This is a genomic window from Asanoa ishikariensis (genome assembly GCF_900107455.1).
Taxonomy (GTDB): domain Bacteria; phylum Actinomycetota; class Actinomycetes; order Mycobacteriales; family Micromonosporaceae; genus Asanoa; species Asanoa ishikariensis.
Genome location: NZ_FNQB01000007.1, coordinates 56,640 through 81,448 on the forward strand (window position 1 = coordinate 56,640; position 24,809 = coordinate 81,448).

Annotated in this window: 21 protein-coding genes; 5 read left to right on the plus strand and 16 right to left on the minus strand. The window is 71.2% G+C overall.

The genetic code is table 11. The annotated features are described in order from the left end of the window. Positions 1–41: 41 nt before the first annotated feature. Complete coding sequence (locus BLV39_RS41220) at positions 42–1,091, minus strand: aldo/keto reductase (protein WP_090804801.1); 1,050 nt, start codon at positions 1,089–1,091, stop codon at positions 42–44. Positions 1,092–1,226: 135 nt separating this feature from the next. Between BLV39_RS41220 and BLV39_RS41225 the strand changes: the two genes are divergently transcribed. After that, positions 1,227–1,796 (plus strand): TetR family transcriptional regulator, encoded by a 570-nt coding sequence (locus BLV39_RS41225; protein ID WP_090804803.1) that lies wholly within the window; start codon positions 1,227–1,229, stop codon positions 1,794–1,796. 236 nt (positions 1,797–2,032) lie between these two features. Here the strand turns inward: BLV39_RS41225 and BLV39_RS41230 are convergent, their stop codons facing one another. From BLV39_RS41230 to BLV39_RS41280, 11 genes are all read right to left on the minus strand, one after another. Further along, on the minus strand, positions 2,033–2,713 hold the full coding sequence (locus BLV39_RS41230; protein ID WP_090804805.1) for a class F sortase: 681 nt from the start codon (positions 2,711–2,713) through the stop codon (positions 2,033–2,035). Continuing rightward, entirely contained in the window at positions 2,697–3,113 is a 417-nt protein-coding gene (locus tag BLV39_RS43490; RefSeq protein WP_090804807.1) for a hypothetical protein, read from the minus strand. Before BLV39_RS43490 ends, BLV39_RS41230 begins: the two co-directional genes overlap by 17 nt. A gap of 139 nt (positions 3,114–3,252) precedes the next feature. Beyond that, complete coding sequence (locus BLV39_RS41240) at positions 3,253–6,033, minus strand: AfsR/SARP family transcriptional regulator (RefSeq protein ID WP_090804809.1); 2,781 nt, start codon at positions 6,031–6,033, stop codon at positions 3,253–3,255. Positions 6,034–6,162: 129 nt separating this feature from the next. Then, positions 6,163–6,975 carry an alpha/beta fold hydrolase gene (locus BLV39_RS41245; protein ID WP_090804811.1) on the minus strand — a complete coding sequence of 271 codons (813 nt, stop codon included), beginning with the start codon at positions 6,973–6,975 and terminating at the stop codon, positions 6,163–6,165. Between the two features lie 25 nt (positions 6,976–7,000). Further along, on the minus strand, positions 7,001–7,951 hold the full coding sequence (locus tag BLV39_RS41250; RefSeq protein ID WP_090804813.1) for an alpha/beta hydrolase: 951 nt from the start codon (positions 7,949–7,951) through the stop codon (positions 7,001–7,003). Between the two features lie 146 nt (positions 7,952–8,097). Further along, the gene (locus BLV39_RS41255; RefSeq protein WP_143050128.1) at positions 8,098–8,280 is read right to left on the minus strand and encodes a hypothetical protein; all 183 of its coding nucleotides are present in this window, start codon (positions 8,278–8,280) and stop codon (positions 8,098–8,100) included. Between the two features lie 53 nt (positions 8,281–8,333). Beyond that, complete coding sequence (locus BLV39_RS41260; RefSeq protein WP_239084107.1) at positions 8,334–9,791, minus strand: RICIN domain-containing protein; 1,458 nt, start codon at positions 9,789–9,791, stop codon at positions 8,334–8,336. Positions 9,792–9,926: 135 nt separating this feature from the next. Next, entirely contained in the window at positions 9,927–10,766 is an 840-nt protein-coding gene (locus BLV39_RS43495; protein ID WP_090804817.1) for a helix-turn-helix domain-containing protein, read from the minus strand. A gap of 70 nt (positions 10,767–10,836) precedes the next feature. Beyond that, positions 10,837–12,423, minus strand: coding sequence for an amidase (locus tag BLV39_RS41270; protein ID WP_204083038.1), 1,587 nt, complete (start codon positions 12,421–12,423; stop codon positions 10,837–10,839). Then, positions 12,420–12,722: a hypothetical protein gene (locus BLV39_RS41275; protein WP_090804821.1), complete on the minus strand. Its 303-nt coding sequence runs from the start codon at positions 12,720–12,722 to the stop codon at positions 12,420–12,422. Before BLV39_RS41275 ends, BLV39_RS41270 begins: the two co-directional genes overlap by 4 nt. A 113-nt stretch (positions 12,723–12,835) precedes the next feature. Then, positions 12,836–13,606 (minus strand): alpha/beta fold hydrolase, encoded by a 771-nt coding sequence (locus BLV39_RS41280; RefSeq protein ID WP_204083039.1) that lies wholly within the window; start codon positions 13,604–13,606, stop codon positions 12,836–12,838. A gap of 149 nt (positions 13,607–13,755) precedes the next feature. Here BLV39_RS41280 and BLV39_RS41285 point away from each other — a divergent pair, with 149 nt between their 5' ends. From BLV39_RS41285 to BLV39_RS41300, 4 genes are all read left to right on the plus strand, one after another. After that, positions 13,756–17,193 carry an indolepyruvate ferredoxin oxidoreductase family protein gene (locus BLV39_RS41285; protein WP_204083040.1) on the plus strand — a complete coding sequence of 1,146 codons (3,438 nt, stop codon included), beginning with the start codon at positions 13,756–13,758 and terminating at the stop codon, positions 17,191–17,193. Positions 17,194–17,231: 38 nt separating this feature from the next. Next, positions 17,232–17,729 carry a hypothetical protein gene (locus BLV39_RS41290; protein WP_143050131.1) on the plus strand — a complete coding sequence of 166 codons (498 nt, stop codon included), beginning with the start codon at positions 17,232–17,234 and terminating at the stop codon, positions 17,727–17,729. A gap of 205 nt (positions 17,730–17,934) precedes the next feature. Next, positions 17,935–18,609 carry a DUF3159 domain-containing protein gene (locus tag BLV39_RS41295; RefSeq protein WP_090804825.1) on the plus strand — a complete coding sequence of 225 codons (675 nt, stop codon included), beginning with the start codon at positions 17,935–17,937 and terminating at the stop codon, positions 18,607–18,609. An 81-nt stretch (positions 18,610–18,690) separates the two neighbouring features. Further along, positions 18,691–19,797 (plus strand): LacI family DNA-binding transcriptional regulator, encoded by a 1,107-nt coding sequence (locus BLV39_RS41300; protein WP_090804827.1) that lies wholly within the window; start codon positions 18,691–18,693, stop codon positions 19,795–19,797. Here BLV39_RS41300 and BLV39_RS41305 read toward each other — a convergent pair. From BLV39_RS41305 to BLV39_RS41320, 4 genes are read right to left on the minus strand one after another with little or no spacing between them, the layout of a single operon-like run. Beyond that, positions 19,794–21,623 carry a glycoside hydrolase family 127 protein gene (locus tag BLV39_RS41305; protein ID WP_090804829.1) on the minus strand — a complete coding sequence of 610 codons (1,830 nt, stop codon included), beginning with the start codon at positions 21,621–21,623 and terminating at the stop codon, positions 19,794–19,796. The genes BLV39_RS41300 and BLV39_RS41305 overlap by 4 nt on opposite strands. Then, the gene (locus tag BLV39_RS41310; protein ID WP_090804831.1) at positions 21,620–22,450 is read right to left on the minus strand and encodes a carbohydrate ABC transporter permease; all 831 of its coding nucleotides are present in this window, start codon (positions 22,448–22,450) and stop codon (positions 21,620–21,622) included. The genes BLV39_RS41305 and BLV39_RS41310 overlap by 4 nt, the downstream gene beginning before the upstream one ends. Further along, complete coding sequence (locus BLV39_RS41315) at positions 22,447–23,325, minus strand: carbohydrate ABC transporter permease (protein WP_090804833.1); 879 nt, start codon at positions 23,323–23,325, stop codon at positions 22,447–22,449. The genes BLV39_RS41310 and BLV39_RS41315 overlap by 4 nt, the downstream gene beginning before the upstream one ends. Positions 23,326–23,330: 5 nt before the next feature. After that, positions 23,331–24,641 (minus strand): ABC transporter substrate-binding protein, encoded by a 1,311-nt coding sequence (locus tag BLV39_RS41320; protein WP_090804835.1) that lies wholly within the window; start codon positions 24,639–24,641, stop codon positions 23,331–23,333. Positions 24,642–24,809 lie beyond the last annotated feature (168 nt).

Below are 24,809 nucleotides of genomic sequence, written 5' to 3' on the forward strand. Positions count from 1 at the left end.
TGACAAGAGCTACCCAGCCGCCGGACGCGGAAAACCCCAGATCAGGCGTTCGGGCGTACCCCGTTGATCGTGGTGTTGCCCTGCTGCGCCGGGAACCCGAACGTCGCCAGGAACGTGGCCGGGAAGTTGAGGTCCGGCACGGTCAGGCTGTCGAGCTCGGCCAGCTCCTTGCGAGTCAGCTCGACGTCGAGCGAGGCCAGGTTCGCCGCGAGCTGGTGGGGAGTGCGCGCGCCGAGCACGGTCGAGGTGACCAGGGGCTGCTGGCGTACCCAGGCCAGCGCGACGGCGGCCGGCGTGGCGGCGTGCGCGTCGGCGATGCGGCCGAGCGCGTCCAACAGCTCGAACGTGCGCTCGCGCAGGTGCCGGCCGACGAAGATGCCCCGACCGGAGCCGTCCGGGTAGTGGTTGGCGCGGGTGTACTTGCCGGTCAGCACGCCGTTCGCGAGCGGGCTCCAGGGCAGGACGGCCAGGCCGAGCGCGCGGGCGGCGCCGAAGAGCTCGCCCTCGGAGGTGCGCTCCAGCAGGTTGTACTCGACCTGGATCGCGGCGACCGGCGCCCACCCGCGCCACTCGGCCAGGGTCGCCATCCGGGCCACCGCCCACGCCGGCGTGTCCGAGAGGCCGAGGTAGCGGACCTTGCCCTCGCGTACCAGGTCGTCCAATGTGGAAAGGGTTTCGTCAAGGGGTGTGTGGGGGTCCCAGTTGTGCTGCCAGTAGAGGTCGAGATAGTCGGTGCCGAGCCGGGCCAGGGACTCCTCGACGCGGCGGCGGATCGCCTTGCGGCCCGCGCCACCGTTGTTCGGGTCGTCCGGGTCCATGCTGAGCGCGAACTTGGTCGAGATGACCAGGCGGTCGCGCAGGCCGGGACGCTTGGCGAGGTAGGTGCCGAGCACCTCTTCGGCCCGCCCGCCCATGTAGGCGTTGGCGGTGTCGACGAAGTTGCCGCCGGCCTCGAGGTAGGCGGACAGGATCTCGCCGGACGTCGCGTCGTCGGCACCCCAGGACGGGTCGCCGAAGGTCATCGTGCCCAGCGCCAGGGGGCTGACGCGGAGTCCGGAGCGGCCGAGGGTGCGGAAGTCGGTCAGGTTCATGATCTTTGCTCCCAACGAAACCAACTAGTTGGTTGGATTGGGCAACGGTAGCTCCGAAACAAACCAACTGGTTGGTTTCATCTTGTGACCTACGTCGCCGCCCGGGTTTAAACCAACCGTTTGTATTGTTGGGCGATGCCGTACGACTCATCGGCCACCCGCGACCGGCTCATCGAGGCGGCCTACTGGGAGTTTGCCGAGTTCGGTCTCGCCGGCGGCCGGGTCGACCGCATCGCTACCGCCGCGGGAGCCAACAAGCAGGCCATCTACGCCTACTACGGCTCGAAGGAAAACCTGTTCGACGCGATGCTGCTCCAGCGCATCGACGTGCTGTCCGACACGGTGCCCTTCGATCCGGGCGACCTGCCGGGCTACGCGGGCGCGCTGTTCGACGCCCTCAACGCCACCCCGGAACTGCTGCGACTGACGAGCTGGCGGATGCTCGAGCGCGACGACGCCCCCGCCGGTTGGGTCAGCTCGCACCTGGCCAAGGCCAGCGAGCTACGGGCGGCCAGCCGCTTGCCCGACGACGCGACGGCGCTCGACGTGCTGGAGATCGTGATCGCGATCAGCAGCGCCTGGGTCGGTCTGCCCTCGGAGTTGCGGTCGGCCGGCGGCACGGCACCGACCAAACGCCAGAAGGCCCACCGCGCGATGGTGGTCCAGGCGGTCACCGCCATCCAGGACGCTCTCCTCAAAGACTGACCAGAGGGTCACGACCTGGGCCGACGATGGCGGCCGGGCTTGTGCCTACACGCCCAAAGCACGTAAGCCCAAAAAGACACCTACCGGACCGGGGGGAGTAAGTCCGCGACGCTGCGAGATGGCGGACGCCGCGCCAACCCGCGGCCATGACCGCCGCGTCCCGCAGCACCCGCGTCGGGCCACACGGTGGACGCCGGTCGGCCGGCCCTGTTCGGGCCGGCAACCGGCGTCGTGGGTCAGGCCGCGGTCGCGAAGACGACCACGTTGTCCAGATAGTTGTGGGCCTTGGCGTCGAACTTGCCGCCGCAGGTGACCAGGCGTAGGCCGGCTCGTTCGTTCGGGCCGTACACGAGGTCGGTCGGGAACTTCTTCTTCGGGTACGCCTTCACGCCGTCGACGGTGAAGTTGACCCTGCTGCCGTCCTTGCGTTTGATCATGATCTTGTCGTCCTTCTTCAGTTCGCCCAGCCGGAAGAAGACCGCGGTGTTCTCCTTGGTCGTCACATGGCCGACGACGACCGCGTTGCCGAGCTCTCCGGGCGAGGCGCCCAGCGAGTACCACCCGGCCATCTCGGCCTTGTCCAGCGGCGGGACCTGGAGCGTGTCGTCCTCGTTGAGGCCGAGATTCATGATCTTGGCCTTCACGCCGATCCGGCTGATGTGGATGGACGCGGGCTCCGAGCGGGCCAGGCGGGCGGGTGCGGCCGTCGTGCTGGTCGTCGGCGCCGGGACGGGGTCGAACATCGGTGCGTCCGCGGCGGCCGGCTGCGGCGGGGTGGGCGTCTCACTGAAGGACGCGCCGAGCAGGCCCGCTCCGAACAGCGCTGTCACGGCGACGAGGACGGCGCCGGCGGCGCGCCACAGTTTCTCGTGGCGGCCGCCGGTTTGCCCCGTCGTGGAATCAGGCCAGCGAGCCATCGGTCCGGCGACGACGCAGGAGAACGAGCCCACCGAGCGACGCGGCGCCCAGCAGGGTGCCACCCGCGGTGAAGAGCTTGATGTCGGTGCTGGTGCCACCGGCGCCACCGTCGACCCAGCCCTTGGGAGCGTCGCACTCCTTCTTGTCCTCGTCACCGCCCGGCTTGCCGTGCTCGTCAGCCTTGGCCGACTCGGGCTTGGCCTCCGCACCCGGCTTGCCCTCGGCGCCCGGCTTGGCTTCCTCGCCCGGCTTGCCGTGCTCGCCACCCTGCTCGGCGCACGCCTGCGGCCAGTCGTGGCTGCCAGGCTCGTCGGCCAGCGCGATGCCGGGCGCGATCAGCAGCGCCGCGCCGCTGAGTGCGGCGGTGGCGATGACCTTGCCCAAGAACTTCTTCGACATGATTCGATGTACCTTCCCTTGCCCGGTGCCCCATTTGCCCGACGAAGGTCGGGCCATGACCGACACTAACCCTTTTGCGAAGTTCGTTCCGGTATGATCGGTAAACTTCACTTTTGCCGATTGTGGGACAGGAGTGGTGCTATCGGGCGCGTGGGACTCCGGCCGAGCGCAACCGGGTCCGCAGGTCCGCAGCCACCTGGTCGGTCGATCCGTCGAGCACCGCGAGCGCTTCTGACCACGCGGCCCGCGCGCTCGCCGCGTCGCCGGCCTCGGCCCGGGCGTCGCCGAGATCGGTCAACACCTCGGCCAACGCGGCGTGGGTGGCGAGGCGCCGATAGCAACTCGCCGCCCGCTCCCAGCTCGCCACCGCCCGATCCCGGTCACCGACCTGCCGATGCGCCTTGCCGATCAGCACCCAGCTATAGCCGACGCCCTGGACGTCTCCGATCGCCTCCGACAGCGCGAGCGTCTCGTGCAGCAGGTCGATGCCCTCCGCCACCCGCCCCGACGCCGCCGTGCTGCCCGCGATGACCCGTCTGACCCGGACCTGGTCGCGCTTCTGGTCGACCGACTCCAGCAGGGCAAGCGCGCGGCGGCCGTGTGCGATGGCGTCGTCGTGGCGGTTCTGCTCGGCGCGGACGTAGGCGCGGTTCAGTTCGATGATCGCCAACTCGTGCTGGTTCCCGAGCGGCGAGGCCAGTTCCTCGGCGCGCGCCAGCCACGCCATCGCGCCGTCCAGGTCGTGCGCCACGAACAGCGCGCCGGCCAGGCTGCGGGACAACCGCGCCTCGACTTCGACGTCACCGCTGGCCGTCGCGGTGGCCAGACCGCGCCGCATGATGGCGGCCCACTCCGGCGTGCGGCCGGTGAAATGCAGGAAGTTCTGCATCGTCAGCGCGATGTGCGTGGCCACCGCGGAGGCACCGTGGGCTGCCGCCAATGAGATGACCGCGGTCAGCACCCGCCGCTCGACGGCGAACCACGCCATCGCCTCCTCCGACCCGGCCAGCGGTTCGGGTGTCACCCCGGCCTCGGGGCCGGGTGGCCGGCGCGCGGGCAGTTGCGGCTCCATCAGCAGGTGAGCGGCGTGCGCGGTGGACCGGTAGTGGTCGAACATCCGCGCCAGGGCGGCTTCCCGGTCCCGCGGCGCGTCTTCCTCGTCGCTGAGCCCGGCCGCGTACGCCCGGAGCAGATCGTGCAGGTGGTAGCGGCCCGACCGCTTCTGGACGAGGACGTGCGCCGTCAGCTCGGCCAGCAGCGCCCGCCCGGCGCGCGGATCGAGTCCGGCCAGGCTCGCCGCCGCGGCGTCTGACACGTCAGGGCCCGGGTGCAGCGACAGGAGCCGGAACATCCGTTGTGCCACCGGGGTGAGCGCCCGGTACGACCAGGAGAACACCGCGGGCAAATCGGCGTCGAAGCTGTCGAGGCGTTCGCGGGAAAGGGTCAACTCGGCGGCGATCTCCGCGAGTGGGGTCTCCGGCATGGCCGCCGCCCGCGCCGCGACGACGGCCAACGCCAGCGGGAGGCGGCCGCAGCGCTCGATGATCTCCGCCACCGCGGCGGGTTCGCGCGCCATCCGGTCGGCACCGAGGCGCCGGGTCAGGCCGTCCCGGGCCTCGTCGGCGGCGGGCAGGTCCAACGGCACCGGATGCGCGCCGCCGGTGGTGATCAGGCCGGTGATCCGGTTGCGGCTGGTGACGATCGCCAGGCTGCCCGGCGCGCTCGGCAGCAGGTGCCGGATCTGCTCGAAGTCACGGCAGTTGTCGAGCACCACCAGCACCCGACGGTCGGCGAGAATGCTGCGGTACAGCCCGGCGAGCGCGTGCAACTCGGCCGGCAGCGTCTCCTGCGGCACGCCCAGCGAGCTCAGGAAACCGCGCAGCGCCTCCGTGGCGGTCATCACGAGGCCTTGCGCGGCGAACCCGCGCAGGTCGGCGTAGAGCTGCCCGTCGGGATAGGCGGGGGCCAGCCGATGCCCCAGATGCACCGCCAGGGTCGTCTTGCCGACGCCGGGCATGCCGTCGACGGCGAGCGCCACCGTGTCCCGCCCGAGCCGCCGATCATCGTCCAAAAGGGACTGAGCCCGGGCCAGCACGTCGTCTCGCCCGCTGAAGAAGGGATGATCCGGCGGAAGCTGGGCCGGCGTGGGCATCGTGGGCTCCGCACTCTTGTCGCCCTGGTGCAGCAGCCGGTCGTACGCGTCGAGCAGCTCTGGACCGGGGCTGATGCCCAGTTCGTCGCGGAGCCGCCGGCGGACGACCTGGAACAGCACGATCGCCTCCGCCTGCCGGCTGTCGGCCGCGAGAGCCGACAGCAGCCGGGCCTGCAGCGCCTCGTCCAGCGGGTGCACGGCGGCCGCCTGGCGCAGGGCCGGCAGGACCAGCCTGACGTGCCCGCCGCGCAGGGCGATGTCGGCGGCGTCCCGGACGGCCTGGGCGCGCTCGGCCTCGATGGCGACGAACGCGGGATGGGTACGCGCGACGGGCTCCAACCCGGCCGCGCAGTGCCCGTTCCACAACGCGAACGCCTCGGCGTACAGGCGGACCGCCTCGCCCGCCTCCTCCGACTGCCGCGCCCGCCCGACCAGAGCACGGAAGCGCAGCAGGTCCAGCGACTCCTCGGTGACCCGCAAGCGGTAGCCACCACCGTGCCGCAAGAGGTAAGCGCCGGCCGAGCGGACGGGCAGGTCGGGCTCGATCAGGCGGCGCAGCGTGCCGATGTAGCGGTGCACGACGTTGACCGCGCTGCTCGGCGGATCGTCTTCCCACACGGTGTCGACGAGGTCGGCCAGGCTGACCACCGACCCCGCCCCGGCCAGCAACAGCGCCAGCACGAGCCGCTGCTGGCGACCGCCGAGGTCGAGGTCGGCCGGGTCCCGCCGGGCTCGCACGGGACCCAGGATGGTGAAGCGCACAGTCACGTCGTCCCCCTGCTCTTGAGGAACCTCTGGGGTTCACCAAGCAGAGACAGGCGACCGGTGCGGCTTGTGACACGACGACGCGGCGGGTGACGAGGAGAACCTCCCCGCCACCCGCCGCCGCCCCTTCAATCAGGCGGTCTCGCGTGCGGCCCGCTCGATGAACGCCGCCGTCGGGCCGGGCCGGGACACGAAGACCGCGTGGGACGCGCCCTTGACGCTCTCCGTGACCGCGTGCGCCCGATCGGCCATGAAGTGCTGGACCCGGGCTGGAATGTTCTTGTCAGCCTCGGCGATGAGCTGGTAGCTGGGGATGGTGTGCCAGGCCGGCTCCCCCGCCCCTTCGTTCAGCGCCGCCGCGGTGACCGGGCGCTGCGCCACGGCCATCAGGGCCGCGTCCTTCTTCGGCACGTCCGCGGCGAACTGGTCGGGGAACCGCTTCTGGTCGACGTAGAGGTCGACGTTGCCGTCCGGCAGCCCGACCGTCGTCAGCGTCTCCCCGAGGGTGCTGCCGGGGAACTTGCTCGACAGGTCGAACGCGCTCTCACCCTGCTCCGGCGAGAAGGCCGCGACGAAGACGAGCGCCTTGACGTCCGGGTCGCCGGTGGCGGCGGTCGAGATGACGCTGCCCCCGTACGAGTGTCCGACCAGGACGATCGGGCCGTCGATGGACTCCAGGAAGGCGCGGACGCTGGCCGCGTCGGAGGACACACCCCGCAACGGGTTCGCGGCCGCGACGACCGGGTAGCCGTCGTCCCGCAGGCGGCGGGTCACCTCGCTCCAGCCGCTGGAGTCGGCGAACGCGCCGTGCACGAGGACGACGGTCGGCTTCGCGGCACGGTCGCGGTTGGCCTCGGCGCCGCTGCCGATCGCCAGCACACCGCCGGCGGTGAGCAGGGCGGAGGCGGCCGCCGCGATGCCGAACAGGCGGAAGTTCTTGTTCATGGGAAATGCTCCTTCGAAAGAGTCCTTAGCGGACGGTGAACGCGTAACGCAGAGCGCCGATCGCCTGCGCCGTGGCCGCGCGGGCGGCCCGGGTGTCCTTGAGCGGGTTGAGCATCATGAAGTCGTGGCAGATGCCGTCGTAGCGCACCGTCGTGACCGGCACCCCGGCGGCACGGAGCTTGGCCGCGTAGGCCTCTCCCTCGTCGCGCAGCACGTCAGCCTCGGCGACGACCACGAAGGCCGTCGGCAGGCCGCGCAGTTCCTCCGTGCTCGCGCGCAACGGCGACGCCGTGAGCTCCCGGCGTACCGCGTCGTCCGGGGCGTAGTTGTCCCAGAACCAGGCCATCGCCTTGGCCGTCAGGTTGGTCCCCTCGGCGAACTCGACGTAGCTGCCGGTGTCCTGGCCGGCGTCGGTGACCGGGTAGTACAGCGACTGGTGCACGAACCGGACGTCACCGCGCCGCTTGGCCAGGATGGTGGTCGCGGCGGCCATGTTGCCGCCCGCGGAGTCACCGGCGATGGCCATCCGTGCGGCGTCCAGGCCATAGGCCGCACCGTCGGCCACGATCCAGCGCGCCGCCGCGTACACCTGCTCGATGGCCACCGGATAGTGCGCCTCCGGCGACGGGGTGTAGTCGACGAACGCCACCGCCACGCCGGCACCCACCGCGAGCTCGCGGATCAGCCGGTCGTGCGTGCCGGCATTGCCCAGCACCCAGCCGCCGCCGTGCACGTAGAGCACCACCGGCAGCATCCCGGTGACGCCCGGCGGCCGGACGAGCCGGACGCGCACGTCGCCGACCTCGGCCGCGACGGTCACCCACCGCTCGTCCACCGCCGGCGCCTCGACCGGCGCGGCCTGCACCGAGTCGAGGACGTGGCGGGCGGCGACCGGGTCGAGCTCGTAGATGAGCGGTGGCTTGGACGCGGCCTCGGCGAACTCCCGGGCGGCGGGTTCGAGCACAACTTCGGACATGTGATGCCTCCAACTCGGTGTGGTCCCTGTGCTCACAAAAGCTAGGGAGGCCGAGTGCGGAAGCGGTGGCGAACGAGTGACGGTCGCCGGTCACCGGATTACCTGAGGGTTTGAGCTCCGCGCGCCACGACGAGCAGGGCGACGGGTTAGGACTCGACCGTCTGCGGTGGATCGTCCGGGTGCGACCCGGCGTGCCGGCGCAGGCCCTCGCGCTCGCGCTCGTGCCGGTCGAAGCGCCGCATGGCATCAGCCACCCGCGCGTCGTCGGCACCGGCGATCGGCTCGCCCATCAGCTTCGCCGCGATCGCCTTCGGATCCAAGGCGTCCACGATCATCGAGTGTAGGCAGGGCCGCCGGGGGTTGCCCGGCGGCCCACTCGCCGTCAGGCCGGGAGGGTCCAGCGCTGGTTGGCCACACCGGCGCAGTCCCAGATCTGGATCTGAGTGCCGTCGGCCGTTCCGCCGCCGGCCACGTCCAGGCAGCGGCCCGACTGCGGGTTGACCAGCGAGCCGTTCGCGCCCGCGGACCAGACCTGCGCGCCCGTGCCGTTGCAGCCCCAGAGCTGGACCACGGTGCCGTTGGCGGTGCCGCTCGACCGCACGTCCAGGCACTTGCCCAGGCCTCGTACCGTGCCGTCGGCCCCGATCGTCCAGCGCTGCGCGCCGGTGCCGTTGCAGCCCCAGATCTGAATCTTCGTGCCGTCGGCCGTACCGCTGGCGTTGATGTCCAGGCACTTGTTCGTCGCGGCGCTGACCACCTGACCGGTGCGACCACCGCCGCTGCCGCCCGGGATCGAGACGCCGAACCGCTGCTGCGCCTTCTCGAAACCGGCGAAGCCGAGGCCGGAGCCGGCGACCCGGGTCGTGGTGCCGCGCGCGGTCACGGTGCCGTCGCCGCGGTCCAGGTAGACCGGGCCGCCGCTGTCGCCGGGACGCGCCGCGATCTGGCCGTCGAGCTGGGTCGCCTCCCACAGCCGCTGGGAGTCCGTGCCCTCGAACCGCACCTGGAGGTTGCAGATCTGGCCGCCGACCGTGTTCGCGCTGGTGTAGCCGGACTGGCACAGCCGCTCGCCGACGAACGGCGCTCCGCCGCCGGTGACCGTGAGTTGCTGGTTGCTGTTGCCGCCGCCGACGTAGATGCGGTTGCTGACCGTGTTGGTCGGGATGACCAGCACGTCGAACGTGTTGTCGTCGCCGCCGATGTTGCCGATGAGCTCGCCGGCACCGTCGGTGATCCGGTTGCCCGGCTGGCCACAGTGGCCGGCGGTCAGGACGGCCGGGCCGCTCGGGGTGTTGACGCCGTACCCGGCGGTGCAACCCGCGCCGATGCTCGTGTTGATGATCCGGGCGCCGCCGGACCAGGGCGCGCCGTCGTCACCTCGGGACACGGGCCGCAGCCGTTCCTCGACGCTGAAGGTGACCGGCACTCCGACGGCCGCGAGGGTACGGGCGCGGACGGCGTCGACTTTGACGATCAGGCCCGAGCCGTCGGGTCGGGCCTTGATCCCGTGGAAGCCGGGGTCCGTGCCGAGCTGTGCCTCGATGGTCGCGGACGCGGCCAGCAGCTCCGCCCTGGAGTAGGCCGCACTCGCGACGCGTACCGGTGCGATGGTCCTGGCCTTCGCGATGGCGGTGGCCACCGGAGCCGGCATAGGGCCTTTCCACCAGACGGCCACCGACTTCTCTTCGATGACGATGGACGCGAGTCCTGGGGCAACAGCACGTACCACCGTCGCGGCCTCGATCAACGGTAGCTGCGTGCGGGTTTCCGCGGCGTGTGCCGGCGCGGGGGCACCGAACACCACGATGGCCGCCAGGGCCGCGATTCTTCGTGAGGTCATGGGCATGACTCACTCCTTCGACGAGCGGGGACGGTCGCTCTGCCGGTCTTTGTCGCACCGGACCCGGTGCGGCGGCAACCGTCGGAATTCCGCGCCTTGACCGGTCGTACGCCGGTCCGTATGGTGCCGCGCCCGTCAGCGCCAGTCCCAGGCGATCCCCAGCACGCCGGAGTCGACGCCGGACGCGATCAGGTGCACGGCGTGGTGCCGGCTCAGCGCCAGCCCGCCGATCACGTGGCGCTGGTCGGCCAGGTCGAACTGGGCGAAGGCGCGGGTGCCGGCCGGCAGCGCGGCGGGGTGGAACTGCACCTCCAGCAGGCACTGCTCGGCCGGGTAACGGAAACCGAAAGCGAACTCGGAGCACCTGCCCGCGCCCGGGTCGACCAGCCGGCTCTCGAACACCCAGGTGTCCCCGGCCCGCAGCGCCTCCTCGAACACGAGCTCGTAGACCATCGCCGGCGCGGACGGGTGCACGAGGCGGCGGCCGAGCCGGCAGTTGCGCACGGGCCGGGTGCGCAGCAGGTGGGGGTCACAGCCGCCGTCGCCGTAGAAGCGGGCCACGTACCGGTCGACTCCGTCACGCAAGGCCCGGATCGCGGTGCGGACGCGCAGACCCGCGAAGCGGCCGTCGTCGTCGACGTCGACCCGCTGCTGGACGCTGACCAGCTCGAGGTCGTCGGGGCCGGAGTCGGCCACGGCGTCGAGCAGCTCGGCCACGGGACCGATGTCGGGCAGGCGCCTCCGCACCCGCAGCAACCGCGAAAGCGCCCCGGTGGGCAGCCGGAGCACGTCTTCGAGAGCGGCCACTGTGGAGTCGTTGCCCGGCCGGCACCGCCCGGTCTGCCAGTCGCTGAGGCTGGAGAGCGCGATGGAGACGCCGCGCCGCGCGAGATGCGCGCGCACCCGGTCGAGGGAGAGCCCACGGTCGCGGATCGCCTTCCGCAGCGCCAGATGGAAGGGCCCGGTGTAGAGCACGCGGGACGCATCGATAGCGGTCAGTGTACAGGCCGGACCGGGCCTTCGCGGAGACCCGGTCCGGCGTGCGTCACTGGGACAGCTCAGCCACCTGGTCGGCGGTGAGCCGGAGCGCCGGCCCGCGGGCCGCGGCCGCGGAGGAAGGCGGGTCGGCCGGGCGACGCGTGTGCCAGTCCGTGACCGCCTGGTACGCCGCCGCGATCGAGAGGAGCCGGTCCTCCGCGTACGGCAGGCCGCCGAGGATCGTGCCGATCGGCACACCGGCGGCGGTGAAGCCGATCGGGAACGCGATCTCCGGCAGGCCGATGATGTCGAACGGCACCGGGCCGGTCTGGAGCACCACGTCACACTTGTCGAAGATCTGGTCCAGCACGCGCTCCAGCAGCAGCACCTTGGCCCGCTGCCCCGTCAGGAACTCGTTGCCGCCGAACAGCGCACCCTGCAACCACCCCGTCAGCGAGACACCGAAACCACGCAGGTCGTCGCGCAGGTACGGCATGAACGGCTCGCTGCGCTCGGGCAACCGCACGTTGTTGAAGGTGTTGCCGGTGAGCAGGTTCCACTCGTCCGGCAGCGGCACCTCGACCACGGTGGCGCCGGGGATCGCGGCCAGCGCGGCCAGGAACGCCTGGCGGGCCAGGGCGGTCGCCGAGGTGCCGCTCGCGAAGCCGGGCGGCACACCGATCCGGGTGTTCCACCGCAGCTTGACCGCGCCGCGGTGGCGGACCGGCGTGGCCGCGTCGATCAGGTTCGGCACGTCCGGCAGACCCTGCGTACGCGGGTCCTCCGGGTCCTCGCCCGCCATCGCGGTCAACATGATCGCGGCGTCCTTGGCGTTGCGGGCCAGCGGGCCGGGATGGTCACGGGTGTAGGTCAGCGGGATGATCCCGTGCAACGACACCCGACCCATCGTCGGCTTGATGCCCGTCAGGTTCTGCGCGTTGGACGGCGCGGTGATGGAGCCACCGGTCTGGGTCCCGATGCCCGAGGTCACCATCCGGCCGGCGACCGCGGTGGCGGTGCCGGTCGACGAGCCGCCCGGGTCCTGGTTCGGGTTGGTCGGCGTCCACGCGTTGACCGTGGTGACGACACCGTCCGGAGTGGTCGCCCGGGTGGTGGCCAGCGGACCCATCTGCGTCTTGCCGACCACGATCCCGCCGGCCGCCTTGAGCCGGGCCACGGCCGTTGCGTCGAACGGCGGCACGAAGTCCTGGAACAGGAAGGAGTTGGCCGTGGTGGGCACCCCGGCCGTGTAGTAGTTGTCCTTGATGGCCAGCGGAATGCCGTGCAGCGCACCACGACCGGGCCGGCGCCGGGCGGCTTCCCGTGCCTGCTCCAGCAGAACCACGTTGAACGCCTTGTACGTCCCGTCGTACGCGACGATCCGGGCCAGGTAGGCCTCGAGCAACTCCTCGGGCCGTAGCTTGCGCTCCCGGATGAGCCACGCGGCCTCGGCGATGGTGAGCTCGGTCGGATCGCCGAACGAGCCCGGCTTCACGAACGCGTTCGGGTTGTCCAGACTGGGTTTCCTGGACCCGGTCGCCCTCGCCACGGCGGGCAGGGCGACCGCCCCGGCCGTGGTGACGGCAGCGAGGGCCGCGGTGCGGGCCAGGAACGCCCGGCGGTCGACCGTACGGTCCGCGGGCTCGGCGCTCATGACCGGCTCCATTCGGTGCTGATGGAGGGATAGAGCAGCGGCGCCGGCTGCTGCGACAGCGCCCGGGCGACGACCGGGTCCGTGCCGGCGGGCGCCGGCAACTGGTAGGCGGCGATCTGGGTGATCGTGCCCCGGACGAAGGACCGCAGCGAGGCGAGCACGGAGTCGCGGCCGGGCGTGCCGGTCTCCGGGTCGTCGGAGGTGCCGGGCGGCAACTGGTCGAGGTCGATTCCGAGGGAGGCAAGCCGGGTCCGGATGAACACATCCAGCTCGGCATCGGTCGGCGGGGTAGGCGCCACTGGCTCTCCTTGCACCGATGAATAGGTGAAAGCCAATCTGCGATCCGCCGATCACAGTACGATTACGCCAAGATCACGGCGCGGTGAACCGGTAAGGGGTCAGAGCACTGTGGTCACTGTCCGTCCCGCCGCAGGAAGTCGAGCATGACCGACAGTGTCCGATCCGGATCCTCGAAGCGGGCCGCGTGTCCGCCGGACACCTCGACCAGCCGGGCGCCGGGGATGCCGTCGGCGATCTCTCGTGAGTGGACGGGCGCCACACACCGGTCCCCGGTCGCGACGACCACCAGGGTGGGCGCCGCGACCCGGCCGAGGTCCGCCCGGACGTCGAGGCGCGCGCCGAGGTCGGTCTGGGCCACCGTGCCCGGCGCCGGGTCCGTGGTCAGCAGCGCCGCGTACTGGCCGACCTGCTCGTCGGTCAGCGTCGCCAGGAACTCCTCGGCGAAAGACATCGCGACCAGCAGTTTGCCCAGGTCGGCGTCGCCGCGGGCGAACATCGCGCCCCAGAGCTCCAGGTTGAGCCGCAGGGTCGGCCGGGCCTTGGCGAAGCCGACGACGCTGACCAGCCGCGAGACTCGCGAAGGATGCCGGGCGGCCGCGGTGATGGCGATCGGCGCGCCGAGGGACGCCCCGCCGAGCGCGAAGGTGTCCAGCCCGGCCGCGACGGCGGTCTCGACCACCCGGTCGGCGACGGCGACCACGTCCAGCGAGGCCTCGGCAGGGCTGTCGCCAGAGCCCGGCAGGTTCGGCATGACCACCGTGTGCCGGGCCGCGAGACCGTCCAGCACGGTCCCCCAGCTCTTCGGCCCGGTGCTGCCGGTGCCGTGCACGAGAACGAGTCCGGGGCCGGCGCCGCGCACGTCGTACGAAAGAGGTTCGATCACTTCTGAAACGTAGAGTCGCTAATCGCGTCGCGTACCCCGATTCCCGTAGAATTCCGCGGGGCGGAACACTAATTGATTTGTCTTCATCTCTCCGTAGTTAACGTTTACTCAAATAGCATCGCGCTCGGGTATGGGCTAGGAATGGTGACGTGAAATCCGATCCACCGGTTGCCGAGATTCTCAGCGGCACCCAGGCCATGGTCCGGTTGGTCGCCGACCAGCTCCACGCGGACGCCGCCGCCGCACTCGACACGGCCGCGCTGGTGTCCGGCTATCCAGGTTCGCCGCTGGGTGGCTTCGATCAGGAGCTCGCCCGCGCCCGCACAGGGTGGACCGACCTCCACGTGGTGCACGAGCCCGCGCAGAACGAGGAGCTCGGCGCGACGGCCGTCTGGGGCAGTCAGCTCGCGCCGCTGCTGCGCAATCCTCGCCGGCAGGGCGTGCTCGGCGTCTGGTACGGCAAGGCGCCCGGCGTCGACCGTGCCGCGGACGCGCTGCGGCACGGCAACTTCACCGGCGCGCACCCGTTGGGCGGCCTGCTCGCCCTGTGCGGCGACGACCCGACCAGCAAGTCGTCGACGCTGCCGTCCGCGAGCGAGACCCTGCTCGCCGCGCTGGGCATGCCCGTCTTCCAGCCGTCCGACGTGCAGGAGGTCCTCGACCTCGGCCGCCACGCGATCGCCGCGTCCCGGGCCAGTGGGCTCTGGACCGCGCTGAAGGTCACGACCCAGGTGGCCGACGCGGTCGAGTCGGTGATCGCGGGTCCCGACCGGGTCAAGCCGATCGCGCCGACGGTGCTCCACGAGGGCCGGCCGTACGTGCACCGGCCCAGCGCCGAGTTGCTCGGCCAGGCGTCCCTGGACAAGGAGGCGACGTTGCAGGGGCCACGAATGGCGCTGCTGCTGGCCTACCTGCGGGACAACGGCCTCAACCGGGTCGTGCACAGCTCCCCCGAGGACCGGATCGGCCTGGTCGCGTCGGGTTCGGCCTACCTGGAGCTCCGCGACGCGCTGCGCCGGCTCGGGCTGGCCGACGACGAGCGCGGCATCCGCCTGCTCAAGCTCGACGTCGTGTGGCCGCTGGAGCCGGACGCGATCCGCGGGTTCGCGGAAGGGCTCGAGGAGATCCTGGTCGTCGAGGAGAAGGGCCCGTTCGTCGAGACCGGGATCAGGGACCTGTTGTACGACCTCGAACAGCGCCCCGTCGTACGCGGGAAGCGTGCCGAGAACGGCGCTCCGCTGCTGCCGACCGGCGGCGGGCTCGACAGCGACACGATCGCTGCGGCCGTCGCGGCAAGGCTGCGACGGCTCGGCCTGCTCCCGGACGCGGCCCCGGTGCGCCCTAAGGCAGCCCGGACCGCACTGCCGTTGCTGGCGACCCGCTCGCCCTTCTACTGCTCGGGCTGCCCGCACAACCTGTCCACCGCCGCGCCGGAGGGCGCCCTGGTCGGTGCCGGCATCGGCTGCCACACCATGGTGCTGTTGCACCCGGAGCGGCGCGACCAGGTGGTGAGCGCGACCCAGATGGGCGGCGAGGGCGCCCAGTGGATCGGGCAGGCGCCGTTCGTCGACGCCGAGCACATCTTCCAGAACATGGGCGACGGCACGTTCCACCATTCCGGCTCGCTGGCCGTGCGGGCGTCGGTGGCGGCCGGCACCAACATCACCTACAAGCTGCTCTACAACTCGGCGGTCGCGATGACCGGCGGCCAGGAGGTGCGGCCGGCGCTGTCGGTGCCGGACCTGACCCGGTGGCTGGCGGCCGAGGGCGTCCGCCGGGTGATCGTCACCACCGACGAGCCCAAGCGCTACCGGGGTGTACGGCTGGCCGGCATCGCCGAGGTGCGCGACCGCACCGACCTGATGCGTGCCCAGGAGGAGCTCGCCGCGACGCCGGGCGTCACCGTGCTGGTGCACGACCAGCAGTGCGCGGCGGAGAAGCGGCGGCTGCGCGGGCGCGGCGACCTGCCGGCGCCGACCCGGCGCATCATGATCAATGAGCGGGTGTGCGAGGGCTGCGGCGACTGCGGGCACAAGTCGCAGTGCCTGTCGGTGCGGCCGGTGGACACGGAGTTCGGTCGCAAGACGCAGATCCACCAGTCCTCGTGCAACACCGACTACTCGTGCGTGCACGGCGACTGCCCGGCCTTCCTCGACGTGACGGTCGCGGCGCCGGTCGCCCGAACGCCGGTCGCGCCCCCTTCCGTCGCTGACCCCGGCGAGCCACCGCGTACGGACGCGACGATCCGGTTCGTCGGCATCGGCGGCACCGGCGTGGTCACGGCGGCCCGGCTGCTCAGCGCGGCGGCGCACCTCGACGGCCGGCACGTCCGCGGCCTCGACCAGACCGGCCTGGCCCAGAAGGGCGGCCCGGTGGTCTCCGACGTGCGGATCCACGCGGACGACCGCCCGCGCTCCAACCGGGCCGGGCGCGACGGCGCGGACGTCTACCTCGCGCTCGACCTGCTCGGCGCGACCGCACCCGACAACCTGGCCGTGCTCTCCGCGGAGCGCACGGTCGCCGTCGTCTCGACCAGCGCCGTGCCGACCGGCGCCATGGTCATCTCGCCGGCGCAGCGGTTCCCCGAGCTCGACGCCCTGGTCGGCGCCATCGAAGCGCGCACCGACCGGGACCGCAACGTCTACCTCGACGCCGAGTCGCTGGCCGAGCGGCTCTTCGGCGACGGCATGCCGGCGAACCTGATCGTGCTGGGCGCCGCCTGGCAGCGCGGCCTGTTGCCGGTGTCCCGGGCGTCGCTGGAACGGGCCATCCAGGAGAACACCCGCAACCCGGGACCGTCGCTGGCGGCGTTCGGCTGGGGACGCGCGGTCGTCGCCGACCCGGACGCGGTGCGCGCCGCCGTGGCACCTTCGCCGCGGCCGGCACCCGCGCCGGATCCCGCCGCGGACGCCCTGGTCGCCCGCGTCGACACGACCTCCGACCCTGAGCTCGGGCGGCTGCTGCGGATCCGGGTGGCGGAGCTCATCGCGTACCAGAACGCCGGGTACGCGCGGCGGTACGTCGACCTGGTCGCCCGGGTACGCGACCGCGAGACCGCCCTGGGCACCGACGGTGCGCTGACCCGGGCCGTGGCCAGGCAGCTACACCGGCTGATGGCGTACAAGGACGAGTACGAGGTGGCCCGCCTCAGCCTCGACCCCGCCCTCGACGAGGCGGTCGCGGCCGAGTTCGGCCCGGGCGCGCGGTACGCGTACCGGCTGCATCCCCCGGTGTTCCGAGCGCTCGGCCTGCGCCGCAAGCTGGCCCTGGGTCGCTGGTTCCGGCCGGCGTTCGTCGCCCTGCGCGCGTTGCGGCCGGTGCGCGGCACACCGCTCGACCTGTTCGGCTACGCCCGGGTCCGCCGACTGGAGCGGGCGCTGCTGGCCGAGTACGAAGAGGTCGTCGCGGATCTGGTCGCCGGGCTCACGCCTGGCCGCCACGCCCTGGCCGTGGAGATCGCCGAACTGCCCGATCAGGTGCGCGGCTACGAGGACGTCAAGCTCGCCAACGCCGAGCGCTACCGTACCGACCTGACCGCCCTGCGGCGTCGATGGGCGGCCGAGGAGGACGCACTCGCCACGCGTTAGCATTCCCCGATTTTGATCATCAATATCTGGGAGCGGTAATGCGACGCCTTGTTGGCGCGATGATGTTGGGTCTGGTTGTCCTGGGTGCCGCCGCGTGCGGATCCGACGACGGAAAGGCCGACGCGGCGGCGCCGTCGTCGTCCGCGGCGGCTCCGAGCGCGACCGCTGGTGGCTCCGACGCCACCAAGGCCGCCTGTGAGGAGGCCGTCGCGATGGGTGAGGCTGCCGCGACGCTGTTCACCACCAAGACCGACGAGCTGAAGGCGTTGGCCGGCGACGGCGAGAACGTCGACGACGCGGCCATGGATGCCAAGGTCACCGAGGTCGAGACGCAAATTCGTGGCGAGTTCACGAAGTGGACCGAGAAGCTGACCACGCTGGCCGCCACGGACGTCGAGGCGCCCGTCAAGGCCGCGCTGACCGACGGCGCCGCGACGATGACGAAGCTGAACAGCCCCGACGACCAGACGCCGTTGGGCCAGGTGCCGACGACGCTGACGGGGATCACCACCAAAATCAAGACCGCCTGCGCCTGATCGACAACGTGTCGCGGACCCACTACCGAGAGTGTCGGTGGCGGGTCCGCTCCGTCTGAGGGTTTACTGTGCGTGCTGAAACGCCCAGACGGGCCGAGACCGTCCCGTGCCTGGTCAGGGCCGCGTCAAGATGCGACTTGCCCTCTCGCCAGCCTCAGGAACCTGGGTTACGGTGAGGCTCCTGCCCCCGATCCCAGCGGGAACTATGACTCTCTGTAAGGAAGACGCAGCCCCGCACGTCATAGAGGTCGGCGCCATCAAGCCGGCTCTGATGCGTGCGGCGCGGCTGTTCGCCGAAACAGTTCTGGTGCCTACCGGCCTGCTCTACATCCTGCTGCACACCGCCGGCCTGCTGCCGGCGCTGCTGTCGGTCCTGGGCTGGTGCACGCTGACGGTCGCGATCCGCTGGATCTCCGGCCGCCACCTGCCCGGCACGCTGCTGGTCTGTGCCGGCTCGCTGTGTGCCCGGGCGAGCGTCGCGCTCGCGTTGTCCAGCGCCCTGGTCTACTTCGTGCAGCCGGTGATCGGCTCGCTGTTCATGGCGGCCCTGTTCCTGGGCAGCGCCCTGCTCGGCCGGCCCATCACCCAACGCCTGGCCCGTGACTTCGTCGCGCTGCCGGCCCAGTTGCACCACCACTCCGGACTCAACCGGGTCTTCGCCCAGACGGCCGCGCTGTGGGGCCTCGGCCGGTTGATCGACGCCGGGATGAGCATCGGCTTCCTGCACATGGGCGTCGACTTCGCCATCCTGTCGCGCGGCGTGTTCAGCACCGCACTCACGATCCTGTTCGTCGGCATCTGTGCGGCCTGGGGCATCCGCAGCCTGCGCCGCATGCCGGACGTGACCTTCCGCTTCGGCCGGACGCCCGCTGCGGCCTGACCCGCACCGCACGGTCCGCGCGGCCCCTTGCGCGCAACGCATGCAATCGTATGGCCGCATCGAACGGGGTATGTTTCACGCATGTCCCCCGCGCAGCGCCGGCGCCGCCCGCCGGCCGAGAGCCCCAGCGCGCCGCCCGCCGCCGCCAACCAGCGCCGGGCCGTCCCGACGATGCAGGACATCGCGGACGCGGCCGCGGTCTCGCAGAGCACGGTGTCGCGGGTGCTCAGCGGCGTCGAGACCCGGGTGCCGATCGCGGCCGCCACGCGCGAACGCGTCATCGCGGCCTCCCGGCAACTCGGCTACCGCCCCAACCCGCTCGCCCGGGGGCTGCGCGGCGCCTCGACCAACCTGATCGGCGTGGTCGTCCGCGACTTCAGCGACCCGTTCTTCGCCGAGGCGATCGAGGCGCTGGTCAAGGAGTCGATGGCGCACGGCTACAACGTCGTGCTCGGCCACGTGCACCCCGGCCTCGAGGAGGCCATCCCGCTGACGTCCGTGCTGGAGACCCGGCACACCGACGCGATCATCCTGCTCGGCGACGTACGCGTGCATCCGCAACTGCTCGACGACCTGCGCAGCTCGCGCGTCCCGGTGGTGGCGCTCTGGCAGGGCACCAGCCCGCTGGACTTTCCCAGCGCGGACACCGACGACCGGGCCGGCATCCAGGCCGGGCTCGAGCACCTGACCGCCCTCGGGCACCGGCGGATCGCCTTCCTCAGCGCGGAGCTTCCGGGCGAGTTCTGGGTCCGGGAGCGGGCCTACGTCGACTTCATGGGCGAGCGACTCGGCGGCGTTCCGGACGGCTACCTGGAGCGCTGCCCCAACACGATGGCCGGCGGCGACGCCGCGTTGCGCCGGCTGATGGCGCTGCCCCAGCCACCCACCGCGGTGGCCACCTCGACGGACCTGATCGCGGTCGGCGTCCTGCACGCGGCGCACAGCCTCGGCGCAACCGTGCCCGACCGGCTCTCGGTCGTTGGCTTCGACGACATCCAGATCTCGAGCCACACCGTGCCGGCCCTGACCACGTCCCGGATGCCCACCGCGAAGATCGTCAGTCACGCGATCAACCGGGCCGTCGCACTGGCCCGTGACCAGGACGGCGCCCGGCGACCCGACCTCGAGATCTTCACCCCGGAGCTGATCGTCCGGGAGTCGACGGCCAAGCCGGCCCGACGGCGCTAGCGGGGCAGCCACACCCGCATGCCGATGGCTCCCCGGTTCGCCCACGAGTAGTAGGGGACGAGCGGGGCGGTGCGGGCCGGCTCGACCGGGACGTCGATGCCGACCACCTCGTCACCCAGGTCCGGCCGCGGCACCGCGACCGCCTCCCGGTCCGGGTCCCAGCGGACGTCTTCGACGTCGAAGCCCGCCGGCAGGTCGACCGACTCGACACAGTAGACGATCGGGCCGCGTTCGAAGGCCACGCAGCCGCGTACGGCGTCGACCCGCGGATCCGGTTCGGTGCGGCGGACCGCCAGCGCGAGGTCGAGGGTGACCTGGTCGCCGGGCTGCCAGGCGCGCGTGCGGTGCACGTAGCCGGTGGCGACCTGGGCGGGCTCCTCCCCCGCGACCGACAGCCGCGCGTCGCGACACCAGCCCGGCACCCGCAACGACAGCGTCCACGGCTCGGCCGCCGACCGCACGACCTCGACGTCGATCCGCCCGTCCCACGGATAGCCGGTGCGGACCGACAGCTCGACCTCGTCAGTGCGGATCGCCGCGGTGGCGTACTGGTGGAGCTGGATGCCCGTCTCGTCGCCGGTCGCGAGGTACTGCCGCCAGGAGCTGAGCAGCCGCATCAGGTTGGGCGGGCAGCACGCACACGCCTGCCACGGCCGGCGCCGGCCGTGCCCGTCCGACTCGTACGTGCGGCGGGTGCGGCGGTGCAGCGGGTTGACGTAGAAGAACTCCGTGCCGGACCGGGACAGCCCGGAGAGCACGCCGTTGTACATCGCCCGCTCGATGTCGTCGGCGTACCCCGGCTCGCCGGTGGACAGCAGCAGCCGCCAGGCCAGCATCACGCTGGCGATGGCCGCGCAGGTCTCCGCGTACGCCCGGTCGGGTGGAAGCTCGTAGGGGTCGCCGAACGCCTCGTCCCGGTGTCGGCTGCCGAGCGCCCCGGTCAGATAGCGCCGGGTGCGCACCATGTCGTTCCACCGGCGTTGGACGGCGGCCAGCAGGTCCTCGTCGTCCTGCTCGGCGGCCACGTCGACCGCGCCGCAGTCGAGGTAGAGCTGCCGGACGCTGTGCCCGGCGACCTCGGGCGCCTCCCGCACCGGCGCATGGTCCTGCCAGTAGGCCGGGCCGAAGCGTCCCTCACCGAGCAGGCCGTGCCCGCGCAGGTCGAGCATCCGCGCCGCCAACGCCAGATAGCGCGGCTCGCCGCACACCCGGCCGAGCTCCACCAGCGCCATCTCGATGCCGGGGTGGCCGTCGATCCCGTCCTTGCCGCCGGCGCCGAGCGCGGCGCCGGCGTGGTCGACCGCCCGGACCGCGATCCGCAGCAGCCGGTCGTCGCCGAGCGCCCGGTGCCAGGCGATGCCCGCCTGCACGAGGTGGCCGACGCAGTAGAGCTCGTGACCCCAGGCGAGGTCGCGATAGGGCTCTCCGTCGCGAAGCACCTGCACGAAGCTGTTGACGTAGCCGTCGGGTCGTTGGGCCGCGGCCACGACCTCGATCGCCTCGTCCGCCGCGGCCCACAGCGCGGCGTCGGGTGCGGTGCCGAGCTCCCAGCCGACCGCCTCCAGCCACTTGTAGACGTCGGAGTCGAGGAACGGCAGGACCGCGCCGCCGGAGTCGGCGCTCGCCCGGTAGTCGCCTGTGGCGCCGGCGGCCAGCCGCAGGTTGTCGAGCGTGCCGGCCCGCCGCAACTGGGCGAAGCCGTGCGGGACGGTCCGCTCCCGGTTGGTCCGCAGCCGGTCGGCCCAGAATCCATCGTGGATGGTCACCCGGTCGCCACCGAGCGGCCGCAGCCGAGACCGTGCCGGCCACACCACGCCCTCACTCATTTGACTGCTCCGCTCATCAGGCCGGACACGTAGTAGCGCTGCAACAACAGGTAGACGCCGACGCACGGGATGATCGAGATGGTGATGCCCGCCTGGAGCATGCCCCAGTCCGTGCCGCCGAGGCTGGTCTCGGTGCGGGCCGCCGCGAGCACCACCGGCAGCGTGAACTTGGAGCTCTTGCTCATCATCACCAGCGCGCCCAGGAACTCGTTCCAGCTCATGATGAAGGCGAAGAGCGCGACCGTGACCGTGGCCGGGACGGTCGCCGGCAGGAACACCCGGCGCAACGACTGCACGGACGACGCACCGTCCATGATGGCCGCCTCCTCCAGCTCCCGGGGCACCGCCGCGAAGCTGTTGCGCAGCACGTAGAGGCTGAACGGAAGCTGGATCGCCGTGTGCACGACGGCCAGCCCGATCAGCGAGTTGGTCAGGCCGAGCTTGGCGAACATCAGGAACATCGGGGTCAGCAGCGCCTGGTACGGGACGATCAGCGCGAGCAGCAGCACCACGAAGAGCAGTTCCTTGCCCGGCACCGGGAACCGGGCCAGCCCGTACGCGGCCGGCACGGTCAGCAGCAGCGTGAACAGGATCGTCAGCATCGCGGTGCCGAGGCTGTTGAACAGGTAGACGGGCAGGCCCTGCTGGTATTCCCAGAGCCGTTGGTAGCTGTCCAGGCTCAGCGCGCCCGGCAGGTAGGTCGGCGGCGACGCGGCCGCCTCCGCCGTCGGCTTGAGCGAGGCGAGCACGGAGGCCAGCAGCGGCATCAGCATCACCGCGCACAGTGCCAGGCACACCGCGCCGACCAGGTAACCGCGCCGCCTCATGGGTGACTCCGCCGGGTCAGCAGGAGCTGGACGACGGTGAACGCGAGGATGGTCAGGGCCAGCACCATCGACAGCGCCGCACCGTAGCCGAGCTTCAGGTACGGGAACGAGTTGAGGTACACGAAGAACACGGAGGTGGCCGTCTCGTTCTGCGGCTGGCCCGCGGTCATGATGTAGAACTGGTCGAACGCCAGCAGCGAGCCGATGACGCTGAGCAGCGTGACCAGCAGGACGGTCCGCAGCGTGAGCGGCAGGATGATCCGGGTGACCCGCTGGCGGTAGCTCGCGCCGTCGACCAGGCTCGCCTCGGTGACGTCGCTCGGTATGGCCTGGATGGCGCCGACGAACAGCACCATGCCGAAGCCGATCACCTTCCACACCACGGAGGCGATGATCGCGAGGTTGGACCGGTCGGCGTCGACACCCAGCCAGACCACGGGATCGCCGATCACGCCCAGGTCGAGCAGCACCTTGTTGACGAAGCCGAAGTCGGTGCTGAACAGCCAGTACCAGAGCAGGCTCGAGACGCCGAGCCCGATGACCACGGGCGTGAACACGACCGTGCGGGTCAGCCGGCGCACCGGCGAGTTGTGGGCGGTCAGCAACGCCAGCAGATAGCCGCCGACGATCAGGACCGGCGTGATGATCAGGGTGTATTTCAAGGTGAACCCGAACGACACCCAGAACTGACGGTCGCCTGCCGCGCGCGTGTAGTTGTCGAACCCGACCCACCTCGGTGGAGTGAGCAACGACCAGTTGTGCAGCGACATCCAGGCCATCCGCACCAGCGGATAGACCGTGAAGATGAGCACGAACAGCAGGGCCGGGCTGAGGTACGCCAGCCCGACCCAGCCGTTCCGCCGTCCCCGACGCACGTCGCCTAACCCTGGCTGGCGACGGTCTTCATCGCCTTCTTCGCGTCGGCGATGATCGTGTCGAGGCTCTCGTCGGTGTAGTAGGCCTTCTGGAGCATCTGCAGCCACGGGCCCTGCGGCGAGTTGATCTGCTCGAAGAACGTCAGCGTGTACGGGGTGCGGCCGACGTCGAGCGCCTTCGCCACGTCCTGCACGAGTGGCTCGGCCTGGAAGTACTTGTTGTCCACCATGTCGGTGCGGGTGGTCAGGTTCAGCGCCTTGGCGTAGACCTCGACCTGCACCTCGTCGGACAGCAGGAACTTCATGAAGTTGACCGCGTCGGCCACGCGCTTGCTGCCGCGCGGCACCACGACGAGGTCGCCGCCGATGAACGACGCGGACGAGTTCGGCGTGACGCCGGGCAGCAGCCCGATGCCGAACTTCATGTTGGGGTTCTGCTGGCGGGCCAGCGTGATGTTGAAGTTGCCGGTGCCCATCATGCCGACCTTGCCGGTGCCGAACTGGAGGTGGAACGTCTCGCCGTTCTCCGCCCGGTCACCCTCGTGCACGTTGCCCGCCTTGACCATGTCGCGGGCGAACTGGAGCACCTGCTTGACGCCGTCGCCGGTCAGCGGTTCGTCGCCCTCAGCGGTGGCCTCGATCTTCGCGCCGGACGCCCACATGAGCGGACCGACGGTGAAGATGTTGCAGCCGGCGCAGTTGCCGGGCAGGTAGTAGCCCTTGACGTCGCCACCGAGCGCGGTGATCTTGTCCGCGTACTCCTTGAGCTCCGTCAGGCTCGTCGGTGGCTTCTCGGGATCCAGCCCGGCCTTGGTGAACAGGTCCTTGTTGTAGAACAGCGCCGAGACGTCCGCGTAGAGCGGCACGCCGTAGAGCTTGTCCTCGTAGGTTGCCACGGTCATGTGGCCCTTGCTGGCGGTCGCGATCTCGGGCCAGCTCTTGATGCGGTCGGTGAGGTCGACGAGCTGCTGCGCCTTCTCGAACTGGGGCGCGTAGATCAGGTCCATGCCCATCAGGTCGGGCACCTCGCCGGAGGCGATGCCCTGCGCGATCTTGCCGACCATCTCGGTGTGCGGAATGTAGGTAAGAGCGACCTTGCAGTCGGGGTTCTTGGTGTTCCAGGCCTCGACCAGCAGGTCGACCATCTGCTTGTTGCCGCCCGAGCGTTCCCACATGGTCAGCTCGCCGCTGCTCGCGCACGACGTCGTCGCGGGCTGGACGGCTTGTTCCTCGGTCGGCTCCGGATCGGAGCCGCAGGCCCCGACCAACGCGACTGTCGCCAGAGCGGCCACGACGGGCCGCCAGTGCTTCACCATCACACGCCTCCTCCATGCCGAGGGGGTCCCGGACGGCCCGAAACGAGGGCGGACGACCACCGTGAGGCATCCGGTAAGCCGGCACGCTACTCCGCACCGCATACGATTGCACTCATTCGTTTTCATATTGAGATGTTCGATGTCTTGACCCGTTGACGGGGCCGGCGG

Excerpts from the sequence above, each read along its gene's own strand:
- BLV39_RS41220 (WP_090804801.1), bottom strand. The coding sequence starts at position 1,091 with ATGAACCTGACCGACTTCCGCACCCTCGGCCGCTCCGGACTCCGCGTC.
- BLV39_RS41225 (WP_090804803.1), top strand. The coding sequence starts at position 1,227 with ATGCCGTACGACTCATCGGCCACCCGCGACCGGCTCATCGAGGCGGCC.
- BLV39_RS41230 (WP_090804805.1), bottom strand. The coding sequence starts at position 2,713 with ATGGCTCGCTGGCCTGATTCCACGACGGGGCAAACCGGCGGCCGCCAC.
- BLV39_RS43490 (WP_090804807.1), bottom strand. The coding sequence starts at position 3,113 with ATGTCGAAGAAGTTCTTGGGCAAGGTCATCGCCACCGCCGCACTCAGC.
- BLV39_RS41245 (WP_090804811.1), bottom strand. The coding sequence starts at position 6,975 with ATGAACAAGAACTTCCGCCTGTTCGGCATCGCGGCGGCCGCCTCCGCC.
- BLV39_RS41250 (WP_090804813.1), bottom strand. The coding sequence starts at position 7,951 with ATGTCCGAAGTTGTGCTCGAACCCGCCGCCCGGGAGTTCGCCGAGGCC.
- BLV39_RS41260 (WP_239084107.1), bottom strand. The coding sequence starts at position 9,791 with ATGACCTCACGAAGAATCGCGGCCCTGGCGGCCATCGTGGTGTTCGGT.
- BLV39_RS41270 (WP_204083038.1), bottom strand. The coding sequence starts at position 12,423 with ATGAGCGCCGAGCCCGCGGACCGTACGGTCGACCGCCGGGCGTTCCTG.
- BLV39_RS41290 (WP_143050131.1), top strand. The coding sequence starts at position 17,232 with ATGCGACGCCTTGTTGGCGCGATGATGTTGGGTCTGGTTGTCCTGGGT.
- BLV39_RS41295 (WP_090804825.1), top strand. The coding sequence starts at position 17,935 with ATGACTCTCTGTAAGGAAGACGCAGCCCCGCACGTCATAGAGGTCGGC.
- BLV39_RS41300 (WP_090804827.1), top strand. The coding sequence starts at position 18,691 with ATGTCCCCCGCGCAGCGCCGGCGCCGCCCGCCGGCCGAGAGCCCCAGC.
- BLV39_RS41305 (WP_090804829.1), bottom strand. The coding sequence starts at position 21,623 with ATGAGTGAGGGCGTGGTGTGGCCGGCACGGTCTCGGCTGCGGCCGCTC.
- BLV39_RS41310 (WP_090804831.1), bottom strand. The coding sequence starts at position 22,450 with ATGAGGCGGCGCGGTTACCTGGTCGGCGCGGTGTGCCTGGCACTGTGC.
- BLV39_RS41320 (WP_090804835.1), bottom strand. The coding sequence starts at position 24,641 with ATGGTGAAGCACTGGCGGCCCGTCGTGGCCGCTCTGGCGACAGTCGCG.